Source organism: Vibrio sp. 10N.247.311.49 (assembly GCF_041467655.1).
In the GTDB taxonomy this organism is placed as follows: Bacteria; Pseudomonadota; Gammaproteobacteria; order Enterobacterales; family Vibrionaceae; genus Vibrio; species Vibrio crassostreae_C.
On record NZ_JBFSVA010000013.1, the window covers coordinates 58102 to 81213 of the forward strand.

The 23112-nt window shown below is 45.2% G+C and carries 17 protein-coding genes; 6 read left to right on the forward strand and 11 right to left on the reverse strand.

From position 1 onward, the window contains the following. Positions 1 to 33 precede the first annotated feature (33 nt). Positions 34 to 1188: a sugar diacid recognition domain-containing protein gene (locus AB6E54_RS14035; RefSeq protein ID WP_372106461.1), complete on the reverse strand. Its 1155-nt coding sequence runs from the start codon at positions 1186 to 1188 to the stop codon at positions 34 to 36. Between the two features lie 131 nt (positions 1189 to 1319). On the opposite strand from AB6E54_RS14035, the gene AB6E54_RS14040 reads away from it, so the two are divergent. The 6 genes from AB6E54_RS14040 to AB6E54_RS14065 all read left to right on the forward strand — a co-directional run bounded on the left by AB6E54_RS14040 (position 1320) and on the right by AB6E54_RS14065 (position 7729). Continuing rightward, positions 1320 to 1688, forward strand: coding sequence for a YacL family protein (locus AB6E54_RS14040; RefSeq protein WP_019824378.1), 369 nt, complete (start codon positions 1320 to 1322; stop codon positions 1686 to 1688). A 238-nt stretch (positions 1689 to 1926) separates the two neighbouring features. Further along, a complete protein-coding gene (gene glnK, locus AB6E54_RS14045) occupies positions 1927 to 2265 on the forward strand; it encodes a P-II family nitrogen regulator (RefSeq protein ID WP_004738200.1) in 339 nt (112 codons plus the stop codon). A 27-nt stretch (positions 2266 to 2292) separates the two neighbouring features. Further along, on the forward strand, positions 2293 to 3522 hold the full coding sequence (locus AB6E54_RS14050; RefSeq protein ID WP_017059420.1) for an ammonium transporter: 1230 nt from the start codon (positions 2293 to 2295) through the stop codon (positions 3520 to 3522). 295 nt (positions 3523 to 3817) lie between these two features. Further along, on the forward strand, positions 3818 to 4831 hold the full coding sequence (locus AB6E54_RS14055) for a Fe(3+) ABC transporter substrate-binding protein (protein WP_017059419.1): 1014 nt from the start codon (positions 3818 to 3820) through the stop codon (positions 4829 to 4831). Between the two features lie 244 nt (positions 4832 to 5075). Beyond that, the gene (locus tag AB6E54_RS14060; protein ID WP_372168913.1) at positions 5076 to 6701 is read left to right on the forward strand and encodes an ABC transporter permease; all 1626 of its coding nucleotides are present in this window, start codon (positions 5076 to 5078) and stop codon (positions 6699 to 6701) included. After that, positions 6701 to 7729 (forward strand): ABC transporter ATP-binding protein, encoded by a 1029-nt coding sequence (locus AB6E54_RS14065; protein ID WP_102331933.1) that lies wholly within the window; start codon positions 6701 to 6703, stop codon positions 7727 to 7729. Before AB6E54_RS14060 ends, AB6E54_RS14065 begins: the two co-directional genes overlap by 1 nt. Before the next feature lie 150 nt (positions 7730 to 7879). Here the strand turns inward: AB6E54_RS14065 and AB6E54_RS14070 are convergent, their stop codons facing one another. The 10 genes from AB6E54_RS14070 to AB6E54_RS14115 form a co-directional block, all read right to left on the reverse strand. Further along, a complete protein-coding gene (locus AB6E54_RS14070; protein ID WP_102319894.1) occupies positions 7880 to 9292 on the reverse strand; it encodes a phosphoglucomutase/phosphomannomutase family protein in 1413 nt (470 codons plus the stop codon). 74 nt (positions 9293 to 9366) lie between these two features. Beyond that, positions 9367 to 11772 carry a GH36-type glycosyl hydrolase domain-containing protein gene (locus tag AB6E54_RS14075; RefSeq protein WP_372106458.1) on the reverse strand — a complete coding sequence of 802 codons (2406 nt, stop codon included), beginning with the start codon at positions 11770 to 11772 and terminating at the stop codon, positions 9367 to 9369. A gap of 127 nt (positions 11773 to 11899) precedes the next feature. Continuing rightward, the gene (locus AB6E54_RS14080) at positions 11900 to 13861 is read right to left on the reverse strand and encodes a beta-N-acetylhexosaminidase (protein WP_372168915.1); all 1962 of its coding nucleotides are present in this window, start codon (positions 13859 to 13861) and stop codon (positions 11900 to 11902) included. A gap of 12 nt (positions 13862 to 13873) precedes the next feature. After that, complete coding sequence (locus tag AB6E54_RS14085; protein WP_102331935.1) at positions 13874 to 14758, reverse strand: N-acetylglucosamine kinase; 885 nt, start codon at positions 14756 to 14758, stop codon at positions 13874 to 13876. A 2-nt stretch (positions 14759 to 14760) separates the two neighbouring features. Then, entirely contained in the window at positions 14761 to 16482 is a 1722-nt protein-coding gene (locus AB6E54_RS14090; RefSeq protein ID WP_372103556.1) for a glycoside hydrolase family 9 protein, read from the reverse strand. Between the two features lie 98 nt (positions 16483 to 16580). Further along, positions 16581 to 17576 (reverse strand): ABC transporter ATP-binding protein, encoded by a 996-nt coding sequence (locus tag AB6E54_RS14095; RefSeq protein ID WP_017063264.1) that lies wholly within the window; start codon positions 17574 to 17576, stop codon positions 16581 to 16583. A 74-nt stretch (positions 17577 to 17650) separates the two neighbouring features. Beyond that, complete coding sequence (locus tag AB6E54_RS14100; protein WP_017063265.1) at positions 17651 to 18634, reverse strand: ABC transporter ATP-binding protein; 984 nt, start codon at positions 18632 to 18634, stop codon at positions 17651 to 17653. A gap of 2 nt (positions 18635 to 18636) precedes the next feature. Continuing rightward, positions 18637 to 19662 (reverse strand): ABC transporter permease, encoded by a 1026-nt coding sequence (locus tag AB6E54_RS14105; protein ID WP_017056648.1) that lies wholly within the window; start codon positions 19660 to 19662, stop codon positions 18637 to 18639. A gap of 2 nt (positions 19663 to 19664) precedes the next feature. After that, a complete protein-coding gene (locus AB6E54_RS14110; protein ID WP_017059409.1) occupies positions 19665 to 20651 on the reverse strand; it encodes an ABC transporter permease in 987 nt (328 codons plus the stop codon). Between the two features lie 169 nt (positions 20652 to 20820). After that, entirely contained in the window at positions 20821 to 22503 is a 1683-nt protein-coding gene (locus AB6E54_RS14115; RefSeq protein WP_017056650.1) for an ABC transporter substrate-binding protein, read from the reverse strand. Positions 22504 to 23112 lie beyond the last annotated feature (609 nt).

Below are 23112 nucleotides of genomic sequence, written 5' to 3' on the forward strand. Positions count from 1 at the left end.
TCGGTCCTTTTAAATTGTGCAGTTGCACATTTTTTAGCTCGACCAGTGGAATAGATTTATTGCAATGTAGAGTTGAAATAGATCGTCTATATTGTTGATATTTAATGATGTTATTTGGTTTATCTTGTCTGTTCGATAGCGTAGCGTATTACGATGGATATGTAGTTCGTTACAGGTGAGAGCTGAATCACAGTTCTGCTTTAAATATGTCTTCAAAGTTTTGATCAGTATCCCTTTACTGTCCTGTTGTTGAAGATGTAGGTAAGACTGCTCCAGTTGCTCACGAATCCATGGATCTTGTAACAGGCTACTCATAATGGCCGGCAGTCGATAGTCTTGATAGAAAAACATGTCTCCGGGGCGGTTACCGACACTGCGCATAGTGAGCTCAGCGGTATCATATGAGCGTGCTAAACCAGAAAGTCCGGTAAAGTAATCCCCAAGCGCAATCTTGATTTGAAACTTAGCTTCTTTCTTTATTCTTTTGAGTAGCAATTTCACGCGCTTGGCTTCTGCATCCTTGGACCAGCTGTTCCCTATCAGGGTTATAGGCTTGAGTACCACCACTTCGTTTTGTGAAACAGACAAGATACCGACTAAATTATCGCGCTCGGGATATTCAAGTAAATGTACTAATTGCTGTAAGTTTTCCAATGAAGGCGCAGTGTCTTCTATCGGTAACACCTTGACGATGGCGGCAATCCGCGGTTGTGCAAGGTCGAGATCCAGACGCTGTGCGATGGATTGCAGTTGCATGTCATTAAGCGTGCTACCTCGGATTAATTGCAATACCAATTCTTCACGATGCCTCTTATTCCATTCTACTTGAGACATAAGTACAGCTTGTTCAACAATAAGCTCAGCGGTCATCTTCACCAGCTCACCAAAATGATGAACTTGCTGCAGTGTCCCAGAAACCCCAATCGCCCCAATGACATTATCCTGAAATAGAATCGGTAAATTAACTCCAGGCTTAACCCCTTTTAGGTGTTCGGCAGTGGCTTCGTCAATATTAACGACTCGTGATTCGGTGATGGCAAGTACCGCTCCTTCATGTTTTTGGTATAAGCGAGTAGGATCACTGGATCCAATAATGCGACCTTTATTATCCATCACATTAATCGAGTGTGGGATGATCTTCATGGTTCGTTCGACAATTTGTTTGGCAATCATTTCGTTCAACTGCATAGAGCCCTCCTCTTCATTGACTGTGTAGGTTGGATCGTAACGATAAATTCGTCAATACGCTCGTTTCTGACAAGACAATGGTATACTCAGAAATAGTATCGCTTGAGTATTAATGCAGTATAGGTTGAGTTATGGAGTTTGAATTTACTAGAAACACTCTAATGGGTGAATACTATGTGAAATGCAGCATGGGCCATGAGATTGTTGGCCGTTGGCTTCAAGAAGAGATCGGTAAAGATAAGCAAAAATTAGATCATGTGATGGCGTTGATTGAGCAATCTCGACAGGACTTGAGCAATGAAGTTACGTTGCTTGGCAAAGAGATTAGCCTTGCGATTAATGAAGACGAAGTAACGATTCAAGAAAACGTGTTAGCGCATGAGCAAGAGATGGAAGAGGGCAGTGAGTTCGACTTCTATAACTGTGAAAGCCAAGCAAGCTGTGGAATCGACGATTTCGAACTGCTCATCGAACGCTGGATGGATTTTTTAGGTTACTAGTCCTAAGACCTATTTGTTAGTCATTCAGAGCTTTGAAGGCTCCGTTGCCCAAAACTGGAGCAATAAGAGCATCGCGCATTAAGATAGTGAAAAGGCTGCACCATGTTGGTGCGGCCTTTTTCGTTATTACGACCTTATTATCTTCATCTTATTTAAAATCAATCACTTAACTTTTTGGCACGCTACTTGGATTGTAATAAGAGAATTAACGGATTAAGTAAGAATTTAAGGAACGAATATGAAATTAATAAATGCCATTGTTAAGCCATTCAAATTAGACGATGTACGCGAAGCGCTCTCTGATGTGGGTATTGAAGGTATGACTGTTTCTGAAGTGAAAGGCTTTGGTCGTCAGAAGGGACACACTGAATTGTATCGTGGTGCAGAGTACCAAGTGGATTTCCTACCAAAGGTGAAGCTAGAGATTGCTACCCAAGCTGAGAATGTTGACCGAGTTGTTGAAGCGATTAGCCAAGCGGCACACACCGGAAAAATCGGCGACGGCAAAATTTTTGTGTATGACCTAAGCCAAGCCGTACGAATTCGTACTGGTGAAATGGATGCTGAAGCACTTTAAAGAATTACAAGGACTGGAGACTTTAATATGGAACTTACAACAACAGTAACGGAACTACGTTACGCACTAGACACTTTTTTCTTCCTCATTTCAGGTGCGTTGGTAATGTGGATGGCAGCAGGCTTCGCGATGTTAGAAGCTGGCCTAGTTCGTTCAAAGAACACCACAGAAATTTTAACTAAGAACATCTGTTTGTACGCAATTGCTTGTACAGCTTTCTTAGTGGTTGGTTACAACATCATGTATGTCGACAACGGTGAAGGCGGTTGGTTGCCATCATTTGGTACTCTAATTGGTACACAAGGTGAAGGCGCAGATCACTCTCTAGAATCAGACTTCTTCTTCCAGGTAGTATTCGTTGCAACAGCAATGTCTGTAGTATCTGGTGCGGTTGCTGAGCGTATGAAGCTTTGGTCATTCCTAATCTTCTCTGTAGTACTAACAGCGTTCATTTACCCTGTTGAAGGTTATTGGACTTGGGGCGGTGGTTTCCTATCAGAAGCGGGTTTCAGTGACTTCGCAGGTTCAGGTATCGTACACATGGCTGGTGCAGCAGCAGCGTTAGCTGGTGTTCTACTACTCGGTGCTCGTAAAGGTAAATACGGTAAGAACGGTGAAATCTACCCGATTCCTGGTTCAAACATGCCACTTGCAACGCTAGGTACATTTATCCTTTGGTTCGGTTGGTTCGGTTTCAACGGCGGTTCTCAACTGATGGTTTCGGATTTTGAGAACGCAACAGCAGTAGGTCAAATCTTCCTTAACACCAACGCAGCAGCAGCAGCAGGCGCAATTGCAGCACTACTAGTATGTAAAACAACTTGGGGTAAAGCAGACCTAACAATGATTCTTAACGGCGCGTTAGCTGGCCTAGTAGCAATCACTGCAGACCCTCTATCACCATCACCTCTATTTGCTGTAGCGATTGGTTCGGTATCTGGTGCATTGGTTGTATTCAGCATCATCGCACTAGACAAAGCTAAGATTGATGATCCAGTAGGTGCTATCTCTGTACATGGTGTATGTGGTTTCTTCGGTCTAATGGCTGTGCCACTAAGCAACGCTGATGCAACGTTTGGTGCTCAGCTAATGGGTGCAGCAGTCATCTTTGCATGGGTATTCGGTGCTAGCCTAGCAGTATGGGCGGTGCTTAAAGCAACAATCGGTATCCGAGTAACGGAAGATGAAGAACTTGAAGGTATGGACATGCACGATTGTGGTGTCGGCGCTTACCCTGAGTTTGTATCAGTAAAATAATCAACAGTCGTCGCCTAATCTGAATGGGTTAGGTTGGACAAAGAAAGCCCCGCAACTCTTGTTGCGGGGCTTTGTTGTATTTACGGTTGCACAATATATAAACACGAACGTTGAAGTTAGGCTCATTGTTTAAGGGGAACGACAAGACACAAAGTTGAAATGGTTTGTTACAAAAGTGAGAGTTTGAATGGTCTGAATAGACGGATTTTTTGTTGGTCGTCATTGTAATTATGTTAATGATGAATATAATAACGCAACTGATAGACATTATCATTTCGATATAAAGGATTTTACAATGAAGAAACTGCTAACACTTTCAGCTCTAGCGTGTGGTGTAATTGCCCCGACAGCAATGGCTGCGGAAGAAGTAAACGTATACTCTTACCGTCAACCTTTCCTTGTTGAGCCAATGTTCAAAGAGTTCACAAAAGAGACTGGTATTAAAGTAAACGTTAAGTTTGCTAAAAAAGGTTTAGCAGAGAAGTTAGCTCAAGAGGGTGAATACAGCCCAGCTGACGTTGTCTTAACTGTAGATATCAGCCGTCTATCTGAGCTAACTAAACAAGGTCTGGTTCAATCTGTAGAAAGCGATGTACTTGAAAAGAACATCCCAGCTCAATACCAAGATACAGATAACGAGTGGTTCGCTCTAACAACTCGTACACGTAGCGTTTATTCTTCACGTGACCGTGTTGGTCGTCTAGGTGAAGAGTTCACTTACGAAGATCTAACTAAGCCTGAATTTAAAGGCAAAATCTGTACTCGTAGTGGTAAGCACCCATACAATGTTTCTCTAGTATCTTCGATGATTGCTCACAAAGGTGAGGCTGAAACGAAAGAATGGCTAGAAGGCGTAAAAGCAAACCTAGCACGTAAGCCTCAAGGTAACGACCGCGCGCAAGTTAAAGCGATTAAAGAAGGTCTATGTGATGTTGCTCTTGGTAACAGCTACTACCTAGGTAAGATGGTTAATGATAAAGAGCAAAAAGCTTGGGCTGACTCTGTTTACATTAACTTCCCTAACCAAGAGACTACAGGTACTCACGTAAACATCTCTGGTATGGCAATGGCTAAATACTCTCCAAATGAAGAGAATGCCGTTAAGCTGATGGAATTCCTATCTGGTGACACAGCACAAAGCATGTACGCAGAAGTGAACTACGAATACCCAGTGAAAGCAGACGTTAAACCTTCTGAGCTTGTTGCTTCATGGGGCGAGTTCAAAGCGGATACTATTTCTCTAGACGAAATTGCAAACCACCACGCGGCTGCAATCAAGCTATTAGACGAAGTTAAGTTCGATCTATAATTTATTACGGTAGGCTTCGGCCTAAGTAAAATGACAACCTCAAGTCGCCATTTTGGCTACTTGGGGTTGTTTGTTATTGGAAAATCACTTTTTGATACAAAGCACCCCGTTGATCCCTTGAGTTATTAGCATCTCACCTTGAAGTCATTAGAGTATATGGGTATAAATAACCCCACCATTAAAAGGATATGAGATGTATTTGCAAATGCATTTGTGTTTCATTAAGCCTCGTTGTAGTTAGGCGATGAAAGAAAAGAATTATTTATGGAACACCAGTAGCGGCATTATTGCTGTATTACTGGTTTTACCGATCTTAGCGATTTTTACGACGACTGTTGGAGAAACAGATGAGCTATTTTCTCATCTGATGTCCACAGTGATGCCTACCTATGCCTACAATACGGTGGTTTTAGTCATAGGAACCATGTTCCTGTCTTTAGTTTTTGGTATTCCGTCGGCTTGGGTTATGGCAATGTGCCGTGTTCCGGGAGAGCGTGTTTTGCAGTGGGCACTCGTCCTGCCATTAGCAATGCCAGGCTATATTGTTGGCTATATCTTTACCGATTGGTTCGACTTTGCCGGCCCTGTTCAGGTTCTACTGCGAGATCTTACTGGGTGGGGACCCGGTGAGTATTGGTTCCCAGATATTAGAACCTTATCCGGCGCTATTATTGTTCTGTCTCTCGTTCTCTATCCTTATGTTTATTTGCTGTGCCGCGCGGCATTTATGGAGCAAAACGTCTCCTTATTACAATCTGCTCGTTTGCTAAAATGCTCGCCTTGGGAAAGCTTCCGTCGTATCTCCTTACCACTTGTTCGTCCATCAATGGCGGTCGGTTTATCGCTTGTTGCTATGGAGACCATCGGTGACTTTGGTACCGTGAGTTACTTTGCGGTAAATACTTTAACGACTGCGGTTTATGATACTTGGCTAGGCTACTCAAGCTTAACGGCAGCTGCGAAAATATCGGCAATCATGCTGGTTATCGTGATCCTACTGTTGAGCTCAGAGCGATACAGTCGCCGTAAGCAGAAGCTATTCCAGAATCAGTTCAGCAGCCGCGAAGATTTTCGTTACGACCTTTCTGGTTGGAAAAAATGGCTGGCACTATTCTGGTGCTGGGGATTAGTTTGCGTTGCGTTCTTATTCCCTCTTGGCCAGCTCATTATTTACGCCTACAAATATTTTGCTCAAAGCTGGACCCCTGAATTCAGAGAATATGCCATCAACAGCCTTTACGTTTCGGTAGCTGCTGCGATTATTGGCGTGATTATCGCGATGATTGTTAACTTTAATCAACGCGTTAGTCCGAGTAAGAAAAATCAGGCTTATATGCGTCTCGCTTCGATGGGCTATGCCGTTCCAGGCACCGTGTTAGCGATTGGGGTGATGGTACCTGTTTTGTTCATGGATCACTTGGTCAATGACATTGCGAAAGTGATGGAGTGGGGGCGACCTGGTTTGATCTTCTCTGGCTCCATGTTCGCGCTAATTTTTGCCATGGTCGTACGTTTCTCTGCAGTGGCAATTGGCAGTATTGAAAGCAGCTTGAGTAAAGTATCCCCTTCATTGGATATGGCCTCAAAAACCATGGGTTGCAATACCAATCAGATGTTACGCCGTGTTCATTTACCTTTGATTAAACGTGGCGCATTGATCGCTGGCTTACTGGTGTTTATCGAATCAATGAAAGAGTTGAATGCGGCCTTGCTGCTGCGTCCTTTCAACTTCGAGACATTGGCGACTTATGTTTATAACTATGCCTCAGATGAGCACCTAGAATTGGCGGCGATGCCTGCTGTATTATTGGTGTTGGTGGGTTTAATTCCTCTGATCATCGTAAACCGTTCCTTGGAGCAGAAAAACTAATGAGTTGTGCATTATCAATTAAAGATCTGACTTGTAAGTATGAGTCGCAAACCATTTTGGAAGCGCTCTCGTTAGAAGTTGAGCATGGTGAAATTGTTTGTCTTCTTGGTGCGAGTGGCTGCGGTAAAACGACCTTACTGAAGGCGATTGCAGGCTTACTTCCATTAAGTAGCGGTGTGATGAGTTTGAACTGTCAAACCATTGATGATGGCGAGAATTGGTTGCCACCAGAGCAGCGTAACATTGGTATGATTTTCCAAGATTACGCCCTGTTTCCGCATCTGACGGTAAACCAGAATGTCGGCTTTGGCTTGACAGACCTTTCTGAGCAGCAAAAGAAAGACAAAGTTCAAGAGATGCTGGAGTTGGTTCACTTAGATGAGTACGGTGACCGCTACCCACACCAACTTTCAGGTGGTCAACAACAGCGTGTCGCTATTGCTCGTTCTTTGGCGTACAAGCCAGACTTGCTACTGTTAGATGAACCATTCTCAAACATCGATACTCAGGTTCGTCATGAGCTGATTTCTCAGATTCGCAAGATTTTTAAGAAGCAGGGTGTTACAGCTATCTTCGTAACTCACAGCCGTGAAGAAGCGTTCGCATTTGCAGATAAAATGGCAGTAATGAACCATGGTGTGATTGAGCAGTATGGTTCGGCATCTGAGTTGTATTTCCATCCTTCAAGTAAGTTTGTTGCAGACTTTTTGGGTGGCGGTAGCTACCTCAATGCACAGCGTATTTCGGAGCATGAATTTGAAACCAGTTTGGGTATGGTTGAAGCCAAACCGCAAACGGAGATTGAGTTCGGCAATACATGTGAGCTTCTGCTAAGGCCCCAGCATATCCAAGCAAGTTACGAGCAAGATAGTGCTATTTCGGTGCTAGAACAGCAATTTATGGGTGATCACTGTCGTTATGTAATCGAAGCGCATGGTCAGAAGTTATTAGCAACCTCGTCAGAAGCACTTGAAGTGGGTATGCCGGTCAACGTAAAAGTCGATACCAAAGGCGTATTGGCTTTTTAAAGAGATATAACGCGATACTAATCGTTACAAGAATCGCGATAAAAAAGCCCAGCACTTTAATCAAAGTACTGGGCAAGAGTTCTTCACTTATAGGCTTTAACAAGGCAGTGATTTGTTAAGTCCCATACAAAACTGCTGCACTCTATAAGCCTATAGAGAGAGGAAGTCTTTCACTTTTTGAAGAACACGTTCTGCAGTGTCTTTATCTTCCATTTCTGCGAAGATTCGTAGTAACGGCTCTGTTCCTGAGAAGCGAGCAATGACCCAGCCGCCATTCTTGAAGTACACCTTGGCACCATCTTCATAGCTGACTCTTTCAATTTCGTATTCAAATTCAGGCAGTTGCTTCTCGACGTAGATCTTAGTGTAGAGCGCTTCTTTCTCTGAAGGTTTAAACTTATAATCGCCTTCTGCGGTGTAGGCATAGCCATATTTAGAGTAAATCTCATCAAGTAATTCAGACAGCTTCTTGCCTGTCACACTGATCATCTCAACCAGTAAGCTTGAAGCAAATACGCCATCCTTACCTTTGATGTGACCACGAATGGTTAAACCACCTGAACTTTCGCCACCAATCAGAGAGTCATCGGCCTCCATTTGTGAGCTGATATGCTTAAAGCCTACAGGAACCTCAAAGCTCTTCTCACCATGATCTGCCGCCACTTTATCCAGTAGGTGTGTGGTTGCGATGTTACGAACGACAGAGCCCTTCCAGCCTTTGTATTCCAGCAAGTAGTAGTAAAGTAGGAGTAGCACTTCGTTAGGGTGAATGAAGTGACCTTTCTCATCGATGATTCCCAAACGGTCAGCATCGCCATCAGTACCAATACCAATGTCATAGCCTTCTGCTGCAACTAAGTGCTTCAAGCGATACAGCGTTGCAGCATTTGGCGACGGCATTAAGCCACCAAAATCTGGGTTTTTGCCATCGTTGATGACGTCGACATCACAGCGACCGTTAATCAGCACGGTTTGCAGAGCGTTTTTCGCCACACCAAACATTGGGTCGATCAGCACGCGTAGATTCGCTTTCTTAATCGATTCAATATCGATGGCATTAATGATGGAATCAACAAAGGCGTTCATCGGGTTGATGATTTCGATCTCTTTGTCATTCAACGCTTGCTCGAAATCGACACGAATAATATCTTCGTTGGTCAGTGTTGCGATTTGCTGTTCGATCTTCTCTGTGATGATCTCATCAGCATCACGGCCACCTTCAATGAATACCTTGATGCCATTGTAATCGGCTGGGTTGTGAGAGGCGGTAATACACGCCGAGTAGGTGCATCCCATCTCTTTTGCTTGGAACATCACGATAGGTGTTGGAACAAACTTATCGATGAAGCTTACTTTGATGTTGTTCGCCGCAAGTACTTCTGCAAACCAACATGCGGCTTTATCGGAAAGGAAACGACGGTCATAGCCGATCACAAACCCATTCTTGGCTGCATCTTCGTTGTTGATGATGTTAGCGAGTGCTTGCGCTACCAAACGGACGTTTTCTCTAGTGAACTCCTCACCAATGAAAGCGCGCCAGCCACCTGTACCAAATTTAATCATTAGAAAATCCTTTTAGTCTCATTGTCTCAAGCCTGTAAAGACTTGAGACAAGAGCTGTTCGTTAAATTGCGTGACTAGCCTAGAACAACGACAACATCGTTCACGCTGCCTTCTGCCTGTACTGGGATTGCGCCTTCAACTGACTCACCATTGATAGTGATAGAGGCAACGCCTTTGCTTACTGCATTCGGGTTTTGCACTGTGATGTTGTAAGTCGCGCCACGCCATTGACGAGTAACCTCGAACTCTGGCCAATCCGTTGGGATACAAGGATCAACCGTTAATCCTTCGAAGCCAGTACGAACACCTAGAATGAAGTTGGTTACCGCAAAGTAAGCCCAACCAGAGGTGCCTGTTAACCATGGGTGGTTTGCACGGCCGTGGTCTTGGTGGTCTTTACCCATGATGAACTGCACGTACGAGTATGGTTCTGCGTAGCGTGTTTCAATCATGTCATTTTGGTTGTATGGGTTTAGTGCGTCGTAGAATTTCATCGCACGGTCACCACGGCCTAGCTTCGCTTCTGCCACCCAGGCCCATGGGTTAGGGTGAGAGAAGATTGCGCCGTTCTCTTTTACGCCTTGGTAAACGCGAGTTACGAAACCGATATCATCGTTTGGTGTTGCAAATGAAGGAGAGTTTAGGTGTAGGCCGTATTCTGAGAAAAGGTTCTCATCAACAGCGTCCATCGCTTTCTCACCGCGTTCTTGAGATACAGCACCAGATAGAACGGCTAGCGTGTTTGACTCAAGGTGTACACGACCTTCAGCTTGTTGAGCGGTACCGATCTTGTCGCCATTTTTAGTTAGACCACGGATGTACCAGCCGCCTTCGTCATCCCAAAGGTGCGTTTCACACGCTTCGCGAACGTTAGCTGCCATTTCAGTGTATTTCGCAACGTCAGCATCGTTAGTACGGAACTTAGCAAGATCTAGGAATTCTTGTAGCGCCCAGAAGTGTAGGAATGAAACCATTGAAGATTCACCACCACCTAGGTTCAAACAGTCATTCCAGTCAGCTCGAAGACCTTTACAGATACCCGTTTGACCCACGTATTCAGCAGAGAAGTTCAGTGCCGCTTTCATGTGTTCATAAACTGTCGCCTCGCCACCGTCTGCGTATGGAATCACTTCATCGAAGAAGTCGTGCTCACCGGTTTCCATTACGTATTTGATAATGGTCGGAACGATCCATAGGTGGTCATCAGAACATGTGTCTTCAATGCCGTGGATCTTGTCGTCATCTGACGGTGTTGGAACAACTGTTGGTGATTTTGATGGCTCAACGTCGGCTTTCTCTGGATCGAACCAGTCAGGATCGAACAAGTGTAGACCGTAGCCCGCTTTCACTTGGCCGCGAAGCAGGTCGATAATACGTTTCTTGGTCATTTGTGGGTTGGCATGGGGTACTGAAATAGCATCTTGAGCCGTATCACGGTAACCAAGACCAGTACGACCGCCAACTTCGATGAATGATGCAAAGCGTGACCAAACCACACAGGTTTCCGCTTGGTATAGCGTCCACGTGTTGATCATTGTGTCTAAGCCTTCGTTTGGCGACTTAACTTGGAATTTGTTGCAACGCTCGTCCCAGTGATCTTTGATGCCTTGGAAAGCGGCGTCTACGTTTGCTGTGTCTTGGTACTTCTCACGTAGGCGTTCACCGTTGCCTTTACCGATACCGAGTACATACGCAAAGCGAACTTCTTCACCGGGTTGAATCGTAAATTGCTTGTGCAGAGAACCACAATGGTTGTAACAAGTTTGAGCGCTGTTAGAACACTTACCGTTTTCAACCGCAATTGGATTTGCTTCATCACGGTACATACCAAGGAAGTTGTCACGTTGGCCATCGTAGCTGTCTGGTGAGAAAGTTGAAGCTAGGTAGTAGAAGCCTTCAAAGTCGTTAGTGTTGTAGTACAGGTCGTATTCCAGAACACCTTCTTGGTAAGACGTGCCCGCAGAGTACAAAGACATCTGATGGTTTTGATTGTCTGATTGAATATGGCTGAAAGAGAACTCAACAAACGAGAAAGTGCTGATAGTACGTGGCTTGTCAGTGTTGTTCTTTAATACAACGTCCCAAACTTCTGCATCTTCACCCTTAGGTACGAATAGCGTCTTGGTTGCGGTAATGCCGCTGTATTCACATTTGAATTTTGAGTATGACAGGCCGTGACGAACTTCGTAGTTCGCTTCATCTAGGCTCTTTGCCACTGGTTGCCAAGAGATAGACCAGTAATCACCTGTCTCATCATCACGCAGGTACACATAGTGTCCAGGACGGTCAAAGGTGCCGTTTGGACGGAACTTAGTAACACGGTTGTATTCCGGAGAATTGTAGAACGAGTAACCGCCCGCATTGTGCGAAATCACGGTACAAAACTTTTCAGTACCTAGGTAGTTTGTCCAAGGTGCTGGTACATCAGGGCGAGTGATGACGTATTCGCGATTGTCGTTATCGAAATAGCCGTATTTCATTGTCATTTCCTTTTTAACAAACTGCATCTATGCAGCTAATTTTTAAATAGTGATGCTGAGTCGTATCTAACTGAGCACCTTAATTTGAGTCAGCAACCACTCGATATGAGTGTCGCTTTGGTTTGTTTTATTGAGCTTTCCAAGGGTTGCGATAATCAACATTGAGTTTGTCGAGTAATGGCAGATGCCCCTTTAGGCGAGATAGGTAATCTAGCCAGTTTCGGTTGTTTTTATGTGTCCAACATCCTTCAGCTAAAGCGCTAATTCTTGGGAATACCATGTAATCCATACGCTTTTGGTTGGTGACGATCTCACACCATAGAGCACACTGAATTCCGCGGATCCGCTTACGAATTGGGTCGGTGTCGGATACCTCAGCAAGTGCTTCGTAGGTATAAGCTTGTTCTAATGGGATAACGGCAGCCCAATCTACGCCCGGTTCTTCCGGTGCATAATCTTGGGTCATGTCGAGATAGGTAAACTGTGCAGGTTGCAACACCACATCAAAGCCTTGGCGAGCGCAATTGACAGCCGCTTCTTCACTGAGCCATGAGTAGATGATGGTCTCTTTACTCACTTTGTCGCCGTGCTGTGCTTCTTCCCAGCCGACCATGCGTTTGCCGAGTTGCTTAAGCTTGTTTTCGGCATAGCGGAATAGGTGGCCTTGTAGGTCTTTGCTGTCTTGGTACTGGTGTTCTTTCATCAATGCTTGAGCAGCAGGGCTGTTGGTCCACACACCGGGTGGCACTTCGTCTGCACCCATGTGAATCAATTCGCTCGGGAATAGCTCTGCGACTTCTTCAATAACTGCATCTAGAAATTGGTAAGTACCGGGCAAACCTGGGTTTAGTACATTGTCGTTGTAGTGCTGAATGCTCTTGTATTGAGTGGTATCCGCTTGCTCTACCAGCATGTCAGGCAGTGATTTGATTGCGGCACGGCAGTGTCCCGGAATATCGATCTCTGGGATCACCGTGATGCTGCGTTGCTCTGCATATTCAATGACTTCACGAATTTGTTGTTGCGTGTAGAAGCCGCCGTAGTTTTCCGCAATGTGGGTATATTGCGGCTCTAGTGCATGATCAGGGCCACGCCAAGCGCCAATTTCTGTTAGCTGTGGCAGGCTCTTTATCTCAATTCTCCAACCTTCATCGTCAGTTAGGTGCCAATGAAATACGTTGAACTTGTAGTGCGCCAGTTGATTGATTAAACGCTTCACTTGCTCTACTGAGTGGAAGTGACGAGCGCAGTCCAACATCATGCCGCGGTACTTAAAGCGCGGTTGGTCGGCTATCTTGCAACATGGTAGAGAGAAGTTCTCTGCGTCCAGTTGTTGAACTAGTTGAATCAAGCTTGCCACAGCGTGTGTAAAGCCCGACTGGCTGCCTGATTCAGCAATAATCTGTTGTGCAGTGATGGTCAGTTTGTATTCGGCTTCATCTAACGTCGGGTTGCTGCGAAATAGAATGTTGCCGCTTTCGTCTTTTGAAAGTTCAGCTGAAAGCGCGGTCGAAAGACACAGCTCAAAGGTCGAGAGCAACTCTTGCTGGAACCAAGAGACTGCCTTATCAGCAAGATGAGATTGAACCTCAATTCTGCAGTCGTTATTTAGCGCGAAGTTACTTAGCGCGAAACTACCTTGCTGAAATTCGATCTGATTAGGCTGAGGAATCAATGCAATCTCAGCAGCGTTAACTTCAGGTATTTGATTGCGTTCACGGTATGGCGAAGCCAGTACTATGGGTGATATCGCGACAGGCAGTACCGATGTTTCTCCATCATTATGTGACTGGATAAAGGCATCGTTAAGGCCATCAGAATAGAAGCGGAATGGTGCGCTTTGAATACTGAATTCAAAGTAGTAATGGTTGTTGGCCTTTAACACTGACGAACTTGGTGTGAATGAGCAAAAGCTGCCAACTTGAGTCAGCTCTCCTTGCGATAAACTCTCTGGAAGGATGAAACGATCAAATGCAAAGTGCAGAGACCAATCTTTTACGTCGAGGTCACTTAAGTTATGTACCGTAAGGCCAAATCGGCAGTTATTTTTTTGTTCAGAAAGAACAGCTAAGTCGATGCGATAATTCATATAACTTCCCTGCTAAGCCTGTTGATACAAGTTGTGTTGTGGTTTTCCGGCAAACATCAATGCGCCTTCAATAGCGTCGAATTGAGGTTTAACGATCCATTGTTGTACTGGTGGTGATAGCCAGTTGAGAATACGCTCAGCGATACTTCCCATTAAGCACACCTTGTCAGCGCCTTTTCGATGCAGTGCTAAGACAAACATTTCGATATCAGCCGCGGTTTGCTTGAGCATATCGATAGCCAGTTCGTCACCTTCGTTAGCGAGTTGAAAAATAACTGGTGAGAATTGACCGTAATCCTTTGGAATAGCACCTTTTGACCATTCGACAATGGCATCCACATCATTATTAAAGTGATTCATCACATGTAGAGTCAGCGGGGTTTTGTTGCGAATACCGTCTTCTGCAAGCAAGACTTGTTGAATCAAACGTAAGCCCATGACTGCGCCGCCGCCTTGATCTGAAATCGGAAATTCACGACCGCCAACCACATGTTGCTCACCGTCTTTTAGGAAGATACCGCAAGAACCCGTACCACCGATCATGATTGCGCCGTCTTGGCCATTGTGAGCACCAATGCAAGCGCCATAAGCGTCGGTATTTAGTGTCATGCTTGCGAAAGGGTGTGGTTGAGCCATGAAGTCGAACCATGCTGATTTTTGCTCAGCGCCAGCCAGCGCTAGGCCAACATGCATATTTGAAAAATGGTCTGAGTTGAGTTGCCCTTGTTGTGCCGCTTTTGTGATGGCATCAATAATTGAGCTCATCGCAACATCAACACCCAAAAGGATGTTGCCACTGCCACTTTTCGCTTCACCAATCAGTTTGCCTTGAGCGTCACGAATACGAGCACGACAAGAAGTACCACCACCATCAATACCGACGTAGTAAAGAGTCATGATTATTGCTCCTTACGCTGAGCTAAGAAGTTGAACTGTGCAGCGGTTGCTAATAAGAACCACGCACCATGAGGGATCCATTGCTCACCCCAGCGCCAGTTTTGAAGCATGTCATCTTTTTGTGCTGGTGGATTGAACGCAATGTCTTGTTCATCTTCAAAACCAGCTGTGATGCCATTACAGATACCGCCTTTCGCATTGAAGAACCCAAGCTTAGGTAGGTAGTCTGGGTTGTTATGGCCATGACCATCGAGCATGCACATGTGGTATGGGTTGAGGCCCAAGATCCAATCAAGGCTATTTTGTGAAAGCTGGATTAAGCGCTCTTGAAGTTCGCTATCTTTAATGTGCGGTTGAACTAGGTAAGCCATGGTTGCGAGTGAGCCAAGGCGTGCGTTCTCGCCTTGCCACCAGTAACCGGTTTCGTTCTGTTGAGCGACGAAGAAGGCATCACGTTTATCACCATCGACAGATTTAACGTATTGTCTTGGATAGCCAAATGGGTTGGTGACTTTGTCGGTGATGTTGATTTCGAACTGACAAGCTTGTTCAACAACTGTGCGCGCCTGTTCTTTTAATTCAGCATCGGTTTCATTGTCGATGTATTCACATAGTGCAATCACAGGAAGACCGGCTTCAGCTGCGTGAAAGTATGGACGAGAGCCATCAGAGTTTGCCGACCAGAAGTGCTCAAATGAATCATCGGATTGCTGACGAGAGATTAAACGAGTCGCCCAAGTTCTTGCTTCTGATAGGTATTGCTGGTCTTGTGTTACGCGATACAGCTCATTGGCTGCGAGTAGGGCGCAATACTCATCGATGATGTTCTCTTCACCATCGTTTAGATACTGGAGGTTGTACTCTTTTAGATGCCAGTAACCCTTAACCGCCATTTCAAGGTATGCGTGGCTCGAGTAGCTGCCAGAGATTTCAAGCTCAGAAGCTGCGGCTAATGCTGCGATAGCAACACCTGCACCTTGTCGGTAGCCCGCTTGTAAGTCCGTTGATTTATGACCTTCTTGAGTCGCATAAGCGCAGATATCGCGTTGGTTGATATCTTTGCTCCATTTGTCGAATACCGTCATATAGAAGTATCCGTCAGCGTCTTGCATACGCACTAAGAAGTCGGCACCGAACAGAGCCTCTTCCGTTAGACGAGTCATGGAGAATTTCGGGAAGTCTGGGTTATGGCTAGTCAAGCGTACGCTTTTTAGCATGTTCCAAACGACCATCGGAATTTGTTGTGGGTTTAGGTAGTTACCATAAGACAGGTGGCTAAAATATTTACTGACATCACCTGATGCGTCATACCATCCACCGTGGACATCGACGTATCGGTCGGTACCTAGAATTTGTGCTTGTCGATCTTTTTTGTCGAAAATCCCGCCACAGCGTTGTGACTTAAAGTAATGAAGCACATCAGAAAACGTGTGGTTCATTAATAGGTTGCTACCAATCTCAAATACTTCTGAACGCAGGTTGTCAAAACGTAGGTAGTAGCGACCAGATTCAGTGACTGAACTGAAATCAATAGTGAAGAATTGCCCTTGATGCCAATTTGCTACGCGGCCTTGTTTAACCACATCAAAATTTCCGACAGTCATATGGTTGTCAGCACAGACGAGTAGAGCCGTAGTGCTTGATAGGCGAGCTTTCTTAGTTTGTAGGATAGCTTGCTTCGGGCCTGTGGACTCATAGCCAATATGGTTGGTCAATAACAGCATCAATATTCTCCGACAGTCCTAGTTTCTATTGGCTAGGTACTTGAATGTTTTGGATATAAATAGTTAGGGTCCGAAGACCCTAACTTGGGTTTTATTGCTTAGCTTTCGTGTAGGTAACAGCGCACAAAGTGGTTATCAGCGAGCTGCGTAACCCCTGGTAGCTGCTCTTTGCACTTATCCATTGCGTGAGTACATCGGCCTGCAAATGGGCAGCCTGCTGATACTGGTGTCCACAGAGGAATCTCACCTTTGTTGCCTGCAAGTTGCTCGTGGATCGACTTCTTAGGATCTGGAACGGCCGAAACAAGCAATTGGGTGTATGGGTGCTGAGGGTTAGCAATCACGTCATCGGTATCGCCCCATTCCACCATGTGTCCCACGTACATCACCGAAAGGTCTTCAGCGATGTAACGAGCGGTTGCGATATCGTGAGTGATGTAAAGCAGAGACATTTGCTTCTCGAACTTCATCTCTTCCATCAGGTTCAAAACACCGGCACGAATCGATACATCAAGCATTGAAGTTGGCTCATCGGCTAGTACAACTTCGGCACCTACCGCGATGTTGCGGGCTAGGTTGACACGTTGACGTTGGCCGCCAGACAGTTGGTGAGGGTACTTCTTCGCCGTCTCTTTTGGTGGGATCAGGCCCACTTGCTCTAAAAGATCGTAAACACGTTCTTCTAGTTCTCTCTTATTGCCCGGGGTTACCTTCTTGTGGATCAACAGTGGTCGAGCAATGTGGTGGAAGATATTGTGTGTTGGGTTCAATGAACCAAACGGGTCTTGCCATACCATCTGCACGCCTTCACGGTAGTGCATAAGATCTTTTCTGCTTGAGATCTCTTGGATATCACGACCTTTGTATTCGATCGTGCCGCCTGAAGGTGCGTACATTTTTGCGATCATTTTTGCGGTTGTTGATTTGCCTGAACCAGACTCACCAACCACTGCTAGGCCACGGCTTTTGTACATCTTGAATGACACGTCGTTAATCGCACGCATCATTGGGGTTTGAATGGTGGTACTGCTTATTGGGAAGTCTTTTACGACATTCTTGCCTTCTACCAATAATTGACCGAAATCTTTGCTCATAATTGTCTCCAGAATCCTTATTCGCTTTGCTTGTTTTTAGGCGGTCGAGCCGCCTTGTTCGTTATTCACGCAAGCTATAGCTTCCTTTGTACTATTGGGTCACCATACAGGTGGCAGTTAGACAAATGTCCCGGGTCGATAGAACGCAGCTTGGTTGGCACCTTGGTACACTTTTCATGTACACGGTCACAACGAGCTTGGAAACGACACCCTTCAGGGATCTCTAACAGGTTCAGAGGGTTACCCGGAATACCTGCTAACTTTGTCTTTGGCCCTGTCAGTGGAGGGAAAGAACTTCCCAGCCCTTTGGTGTAAGGGTGGTAAGGGTTTTCTAGAATATCTTGAGAGTTAGCCACTTCGATTAGCTCACCTGAGTACATGATGCCGATGCGGTCAGAGAACTCGACCATCAATGACAAGTCATGGGTGATGAACAGAATTGAGAAGCCAAATTCTTCTTTTAGTGCATAGATCTTTTGTAGGATTTCGCGTTGCACAACCACATCAAGTGCGGTTGTCGGCTCATCCATAATGATCAGCTTTGGATTCAGTGCTAACGCGATAGCAATAACCAAGCGCTGACGCATGCCGCCAGAGAATTGGTGAGGATAGTCACTCAATCGGCTCGGGTGAATATCGACGATTTCAAGTAGACCTTCAGCACGCTGCTTAGCTTGCTCGCGAGTCATGTTGGTGTGACGCATGATTACGTCACAGAACTGCTCTTCCATCGGTAGTACTGGGTTGAGTGCGTTCATCGCGCTCTGGAATACCATCGACATCTCACTCCAACGGAACGACTGCATACGGTCATCACTGTATTCAAGGATGTTCTCACCGTTGAAGATAACCTCACCACCACTGATGTAAGCGGGCGGCTTATGAAGACGCATAAGAGAGAAAGCGACCGTTGATTTACCACAGCCAGATTCACCAGCTAGGCCGAAGACTTCACCTGGAGCGATGTCGAAACTTACGTTGTTACACGCACGAACATCGCCAGACTCTGTGATGTAATCCACGCATAAGTTGCGGATAGAAATTAGTGGTTCAGACATGATTATTTATCTCCGCTCCAAAGTGCATTTTGTGGTGGTAGTTCTGGTTCACGTTCTTCTTTGTCTTGAGCTGCTAGTTTCTTCCAACGCTTCATGCCTTTGTGAGAACGCAGTTGCGGGTTAGCAATTTCATCGACCGCGAAGTTAAGTAGAGCAAGGCCAGTTACAAGTAGTGTCAGTGCGATACAAGGAGCCAGCAGTTCCCACCAAGCGCCAATCAGCATTGATGAAGAGGTTTGAACGTTGTAAAGCATGATGCCCCAGCTGATTGTGTTCGGGTCACCAAGACCTAGGAACGAGATGGTTGCTTCCATCATGATTGCGTACATCACCGAACCGATGAAGCTTGCGCCAACGATAGAGATAAGGTTTGGCAGAATCTCTACGAAGATGATGCGGAATGAAGATTCACCCAAAACTTCAGCGGCTTTTACAAACTCTTTTTCACGCAGTGCTAAGGTTTGGGAGCGAACAACACGGGCACCCCAAGCCCAAGACATAAAGCCGATAACCAAGGTTATGGTGAGTGGCCCTGCCTCACCGATAAAGGCTGCTACTACGAACAGTAATGGGTATTGAGGGATTACCAACATGATGTTCATTGCGGCTGTTAGAACGTCATCGACACGGCCACCGAAGTAACCTGCAGAAACACCAATAACAGTTGCGAGTAAACATACGGTTAGACCCGCACCAAAACCTACAGCAAGAGATACGCGTGCGCCGTATACCACTTGAGACCAAACGTCACGACCCATACGAGTTGTACCTAGTACGTGGTCTGCCTTTTTAGACATGATCAATGTACGACGGTCGTCTGCTAGATTTTGAGCAACCCAGCCATCAGGGTTAGTTTGTGCAGACTTCACCACGAAACCAGGATATTCGTGTGGGTTACCTGTACGCTTGTCTGGTACATGTTTGGTGATTAATGGAGCTGCAATCGCGCCAAGAATAAAAATACTTAGGATGATGACGCCTGTTAGGGCCATCGGGTTACGCCAAATGAGTTTTAGAAAGTCTTTCATGATTATTTACCACCCTTACGAAGACGAGGGTCAAGAACAACGTAAAGCATGTCTGCAACTAGGTTAAAGAACAGCATGAATAGCGTCATGATAAGCAGCTGACCTTGCAGTACTTGGTAGTCACGAGCGTTAATTGCGTTGAAAAGTACGCTGCCAAGACCCGGGTAGTTAAAGATGATTTCGATAATTAACTGACCACCGATTGCCATACCTAGCGACATTGAAAGGGCTGTCACACTAGGTAGCATCGCGTTACGAGCTGCGTAGTTGAATACCACTCGGTTTTCGCTCAGGCCTTTGCCTTTCGCCATGGTGATGTAGTCTTCGGCTAGTAGGTTGATCATGTTGTTACGCATGTTTACTAGGAAGCCACCAATTTGAACAACAGAAGCACAGAACAGTGGTAAGAAGGCGTGGTAAGCGACATCTTTAATGAATGCCCAGCTTGTCCAATCAGGTATAGTACCAGCGGTGTAGGCATACCCTGTTGGGAACCACTTCAAGCCAATTGCAAAGGTAAATAGTGCAATCATCGCGATAACAACTTGAGGAACGGCTTGTAGAATCAGCATCCCTGGCGTTACGAAGGCATCGTACTTACTGCCGCGTTTCCACGCTGCGAAAATACCTAGGATTGAACCAATCGAGAAAGAAAGAATAACTGCGGTGCCGGCTAAGAAAAGCGACCAACCGAATGCTCCACCCAACAGTGTGTTTACAGAAAGTGGGTAGAATTGAATTGATGTACCAAGTTCCCAGCTAAGAATGTTCTTCATGTACGCCACGTATTGAACTAAGTAGCCACCATCAACGAAGCCTAATAGTTCTTTCATTGCAGCAATACGCTCTGGAGTAACTTGTACAGAAGCGTTCGCAAACATCATGGTAACTGGGTCACCAGGCATTGCTCTTGGAATAATAAAGTTTAACGTCGCAGCAACTAATAGCGCGACAAAATAAAATGACAAACGTCTTAAAAAATAACCCATAACTCACACCTTACTCACCCAGATTGTTTCCCTGTTTCTGGATTCAGGTCGCTCCTAGCGAAATTTGGAACGAAAAATCCCCTGACGACTAGCGCCATACTTTCAATTGAGAGTGTGGGGATTTTTATAAGCGGCGTAAGAGGTTACGCCGCAAGGATTGAACGATTACTTATTTAACTGGTTTTAGGTCCAGTACATGAAGTAGACGCTCTGGAATACCAGCCCAAATGTTTGGACGGCCTTTTGGATTTTCTTCGTTCCACCAACCAGTGAAGCGAGTTGTGTTGTATTGGTACATGTAAGCACCAGACATCACAGGGATTGTCACTTGGTCTGCAGCGATGATTTGCTGGATACCGTGTGCAATGTCTAGCTGCTCGTTCTTATCAGCTGTTTTGTAGAAGCTGTTTAGAAGACCATCTAGCTTGTCGTTTTTGTAGAAGTGCATTGCGAAACGAGGCATACCATCACCAGATTGTAGTGATGAGTTGTAAGCACTGTTCCAGTACGTGTATGGATCCGCACCGTGGAAGTAGTTTGTGTATGCTACGTCGTATGTACCTTCAAGCATTGCTTGGTTGTAAACAGAGAAGTCAGGTGTACGAGCTTTTGCTTTAATACCGATTTCGTTTAGCTGTTCTACCGCTAGTTGAACTGTGTTGTTGAAGTCAGTCCAGCCGTTTGGCGATTGAATCATTAGTTCGAAAGACTTGCCTGATGGAGTGTCAACAAAACCATCTTTGTTTACATCTTTGAAGCCAGCGTCAGCAAGAAGCTTCTTCGCGCCTTCAGCGTTGTAAGTGTTGAAGCCTTTGTACTTGTCATGAGTTTTTTCATCAGACCAAGCTTCAAACGCGTAGCCAAGACCCGATGCGAAATCGTTTACAGTACCGCCACCGTAGAATGCGATGTCGATGATAGTTTGACGGTCAAGAGCCATAGAGAAAGCACGACGGAAGTCAACGTTGCTCAATGCTTCATGCTTCGCAGCATCAGGGTGCTTGAAGTTAACGATGAATGCCTGTGTACCTGCTGGCGGGTACCAGTAGTGGTGTTTAGGGCTAGCTGCTGCGTATGTACGATCGATATCTGGAACGAAAGAAGACGTCCAGTCCATTTCACTGTTTACAACTTTACCTAGGAATTGGTCGTTGTTCGCAATTTGTGGAACACGTAGACAGTCAACATCTAGGTTGTCTGCATCCCAGTAGTTCGGGTTTGCACACTGGATGTATAGCTGCGCTGTAAACGTATCGATTTCTGTAAATGGACCAGAACCTACCGGGTTCTCATTGGTAAACGTTGATGGATCTTTAACGTCTTTCCAGATGTGCTTAGGTACTACAGGTACTTTAGCAATCTCGTAAGGTACGTTTGAGTTTGCTTCTGTTAGTGTGAACTTAACTTGGTTGTCGTTCAGTTTTTCTACAGAAGTTACCCAAGAGTTGATACCAGATTGGTCAAGCTCTGGCTTCTCTTTTACAAGGTTGAAAGAAAAAACAACATCATCAGCAGAGAAAGTTTCTCCGTCTGACCATTTAACACCCTTACGAATGTCGAAAACAACGCTCATCAGATCATCTGACATCTTGAAGTTTTCAGCTAGACGGAACACTGGAGTGTTACCGTGCATTTCGTTAAATACTACTAGCGGCTCATACATGAAGTCAGTTGTAGTATGTAGGTTAGTAGCACCAAGGTACGGGTTAAAGTTACGTACGAATGTAGTGTACTCTTTCGGGTGAACGGTCAGTTCACTGCGTTCTGCAGCGGTTGCTACTGATGCAAAACCTGTTGTAGCAGTTGCAATAATTGCTGTTGCTATTGCTGTTTTTTTTATATTGGCAAGCATAGCTGTTCCTTACTATTTGCTTTCATTTCACTAATGGATTGAATGTTATCTGTCGCTAAATTGTTTAGTAGATACACACTCTGGTTAAAGGCCTACCTCTTCTTCGTTGCTCCAGATTCATCGTTGATTCTGAGAAGTGGTAAGAGTGGCCTGTAGGCCTTTGGCAGGAGTAAGAAAACACCTTATCGATGAATTAATCAAACTCGTTTCCCGTCAAAAATGTTAAAAACACACAACCCCACGTCATTAACGTCAAAATAGGTTGCTTTGGTGGTTTTTCGTACGCAATTGTTAAAGTGATGTGACTCGCATTTGGTTTTGAGGTTCTTGCAGGTTGTAAGTGGCCACTAACTTTAAAGGCTTTTTATTATAATGCCTTACCCTACGTTGGTATAATTGTAGATCTCGGTCACTTGCCAGTTTTACGTTAAATTTCCCTAGAAAATTAAATCTGCCGTTCTGTTGTGACTCGCTTCTCAAACTGCAACAAAGAGTCAGATAACGGTCAGATATGATTGAGAATAGAACGAAAAGTACTGACGGTTACCAGCACGCACTGTGAGTAATTAGCGTGAATTTCCCCTTGTTTAAAGGCGTAAAAAAAGTGCG

Coding starts and splice junctions, on each gene's coding strand:
- AB6E54_RS14035 (WP_372106461.1), bottom strand. CDS start 1,188: ATGCAGTTGAACGAAATGATTGCCAAACAAATTGTCGAACGAACCATG.
- AB6E54_RS14040 (WP_019824378.1), top strand. CDS start 1,320: ATGGAGTTTGAATTTACTAGAAACACTCTAATGGGTGAATACTATGTG.
- glnK (WP_004738200.1), top strand. CDS start 1,927: ATGAAATTAATAAATGCCATTGTTAAGCCATTCAAATTAGACGATGTA.
- AB6E54_RS14050 (WP_017059420.1), top strand. CDS start 2,293: ATGGAACTTACAACAACAGTAACGGAACTACGTTACGCACTAGACACT.
- AB6E54_RS14055 (WP_017059419.1), top strand. CDS start 3,818: ATGAAGAAACTGCTAACACTTTCAGCTCTAGCGTGTGGTGTAATTGCC.
- AB6E54_RS14060 (WP_372168913.1), top strand. CDS start 5,076: ATGAAAGAAAAGAATTATTTATGGAACACCAGTAGCGGCATTATTGCT.
- AB6E54_RS14065 (WP_102331933.1), top strand. CDS start 6,701: ATGAGTTGTGCATTATCAATTAAAGATCTGACTTGTAAGTATGAGTCG.
- AB6E54_RS14070 (WP_102319894.1), bottom strand. CDS start 9,292: ATGATTAAATTTGGTACAGGTGGCTGGCGCGCTTTCATTGGTGAGGAG.
- AB6E54_RS14075 (WP_372106458.1), bottom strand. CDS start 11,772: ATGAAATACGGCTATTTCGATAACGACAATCGCGAATACGTCATCACT.
- AB6E54_RS14080 (WP_372168915.1), bottom strand. CDS start 13,861: ATGAATTATCGCATCGACTTAGCTGTTCTTTCTGAACAAAAAAATAAC.
- AB6E54_RS14085 (WP_102331935.1), bottom strand. CDS start 14,758: ATGACTCTTTACTACGTCGGTATTGATGGTGGTGGTACTTCTTGTCGT.
- AB6E54_RS14090 (WP_372103556.1), bottom strand. CDS start 16,482: ATGCTGTTATTGACCAACCATATTGGCTATGAGTCCACAGGCCCGAAG.
- AB6E54_RS14095 (WP_017063264.1), bottom strand. CDS start 17,576: ATGAGCAAAGATTTCGGTCAATTATTGGTAGAAGGCAAGAATGTCGTA.
- AB6E54_RS14100 (WP_017063265.1), bottom strand. CDS start 18,634: ATGTCTGAACCACTAATTTCTATCCGCAACTTATGCGTGGATTACATC.
- AB6E54_RS14105 (WP_017056648.1), bottom strand. CDS start 19,662: ATGAAAGACTTTCTAAAACTCATTTGGCGTAACCCGATGGCCCTAACA.
- AB6E54_RS14110 (WP_017059409.1), bottom strand. CDS start 20,651: ATGGGTTATTTTTTAAGACGTTTGTCATTTTATTTTGTCGCGCTATTA.
- AB6E54_RS14115 (WP_017056650.1), bottom strand. CDS start 22,503: ATGCTTGCCAATATAAAAAAAACAGCAATAGCAACAGCAATTATTGCA.